General features: G+C 65.2%; 3 protein-coding genes and 1 tRNA gene. 3 read left to right on the forward strand and 1 reads right to left on the reverse strand.

Translation table 11 applies throughout. The annotated features are described in order from the left end of the window. The coding region (locus tag F6X53_RS32985; protein WP_210386433.1) for a hypothetical protein at positions 1–207 on the forward strand (207 nt) is incomplete at its 5' end. Positions 208–356: 149 nt separating this feature from the next. On the opposite strand, the gene F6X53_RS31965 is transcribed toward F6X53_RS32985, so the two are convergent. Then, a complete protein-coding gene (locus F6X53_RS31965; protein WP_238298833.1) occupies positions 357–692 on the reverse strand; it encodes a hypothetical protein in 336 nt (111 codons plus the stop codon). Positions 693–931: 239 nt separating this feature from the next. Between F6X53_RS31965 and F6X53_RS31970 the strand changes: the two genes are divergently transcribed. Continuing rightward, positions 932–1,007, forward strand: a tRNA-Ala gene (locus F6X53_RS31970). 568 nt (positions 1,008–1,575) lie between these two features. Then, the coding region (locus F6X53_RS31975) for an MFS transporter (RefSeq protein ID WP_151005951.1) at positions 1,576–1,887 on the forward strand (312 nt) is incomplete at its 3' end.

Raw genomic sequence — 1,887 nt, forward strand, 5'->3', positions numbered from 1 at the left:
CGCCAGGTCCGCAAGGACATCAGCCGCCCACGCTTCTCTTTCTCTAGCCAACTTGTCAAAGAACCGCACCTTCACCAGAAGAGTGCTTCCACGTCGAGAGACAAGAACAACACTCAGCCTGAGCTGAATTTTGTTCGCGACTCTCTCGGTAAGATTGTCGAAGCGGCCCGCCTTTGCTCAGGCACCGCGTCGGGAGGCGTCGTATAGAGCCCCCCAACCCGCCTGTCAATCGCGATGATTGCGCGGATGCGAATGGGGTCCGTCACGGTCCAGTGGGTGCCCCGGAAAACGCGGGGGTGGCCCCTGCGTGACGCGGTTACTCGCCCGAGATCCGGCATCGCGCCCCTGGCCGCGGCTTACTCCTCGACCACGCCGATCCGGATTCCGAACTCGGCTGCACGCTCCAGCACCCGGCGCAGGCTGCTCCGGTGGCCGGTCAGCTGCCGGCGATCCCACGGCGTCAGGGGTTCCGGACGATCCGGGTCCTCCAGCAGGTCCATCTGCTCGAGGTGATGGCCGGCGCAAGCCATCAGGGCCTCCACCCGGGCGCGAAACGGCATGGCGCGCAGCTCGCTCTTGAGCGGCAGGCGGATCGAATGGGTGCACGCCGAGGCCGGACGATCGGCGGCGCCGCGCGGAGAGGGCGGGAGCGCCGGCGCACCCGCAGGGTCAAGGAGGGTTTCGGTCAGCATCGCGATCAGCTGAGATCAGTGTCGTCCGTCGGCGGACACGCGAAGCCGGTGACGATGTGCTTCCGATATAGCATGCTGGCTCGGCGGCTGCTGCCAAAATGCCGGGTCTCCCCGTCCACGTTCCCGGAAGGCTTCGGCGCTCGGCGCGGCCCGCCATCCCGCTGCCGGGCGGGCTTGCGTGCGGCGCATTTCAGGCGTTGTGCGCGCGGGTGCGATCGGCTAAACGCTCGCTCCCGTCAGGGGCTATAGCTCAGCTGGGAGAGCGCCTGCATGGCATGCAGGAGGTCAGCGGTTCGATCCCGCTTAGCTCCACCAACCCGATTCCCGTCATCTTCCGCGCCGGTTTTGGCGCTCGGTCACCGCGCTGGGGCCGAGCGGTGGTGCGAGATTCCTTCGCGATTGGCCGCGAAACCGTCGCGTCTTCCCGAATTCCGATCGACCGTGCCTCCGAGCCGTGACGGCCTGCGCCGACCCGCAATCGCTGCGGCGTCGCGGCCATCAAGGATTTCGACGCGCCGCGCCCGCGCGAATGTCAGCATTGGCGACGCGCGCGCGGCGATGCGCCGGCTCTACACAGCATTGGCAGAGTTCGGCCGATCTCACGCGCAAGGTCTCAGATTAATCCGCCCATTGTGCGCTTGAGGCCAGAATTATTCTGCTTGCAGGGCAATCTGACATACCAAATAATGCATACCATCTGCTCCTGAGATGGATCCCATGGTGAGATCCGTGGCGGCAGACCGAACGCATTGCACCGGCGTGCACGCCACTCGCCGATGACCTGCCAGTTCGATTTGGCCCAATCATGCGGCCGAACGATCGGATCGGGTGATCGGTCAAGCCACGCCCTCGGATGTCAGTGCCTGAACGAGGGAGGAAGTCCATGGCCATGTCCGCTGCCGCTCCAGCCGCGGTGAAATCGTCCACCAATCGCTGGCTTCAGATCGTGCTGGGTGTTGCCTGCATGGTTGCGGCGGCGAACATCCAGTACGCCTGGACGCTGTTCGTTCCGGAGATCCAGAAGACCTTCGGCTGGGACCGGGCCGCCATCCAGGTGGCGTTCACGATCTTCGTGGTGGTCCAGACCTGGCTGACCCCGATCGAGGGCTACTTCATCGACAAGTACGGCCCGAGCCGGGTCGTGCTGTTTGGCGGCCTGATGACGGGCCTCGCCTGGATCATCAACTCCTACGCC

Origin of the sequence: Methylobacterium soli (assembly GCF_008806385.1) — a bacterium.
Taxonomy (GTDB): Bacteria; Pseudomonadota; Alphaproteobacteria; order Rhizobiales; family Beijerinckiaceae; genus Methylobacterium; species Methylobacterium soli.

Excerpts from the sequence above, each read along its gene's own strand:
- F6X53_RS31965 (WP_238298833.1), bottom strand. The coding sequence starts at position 692 with ATGCTGACCGAAACCCTCCTTGACCCTGCGGGTGCGCCGGCGCTCCCG.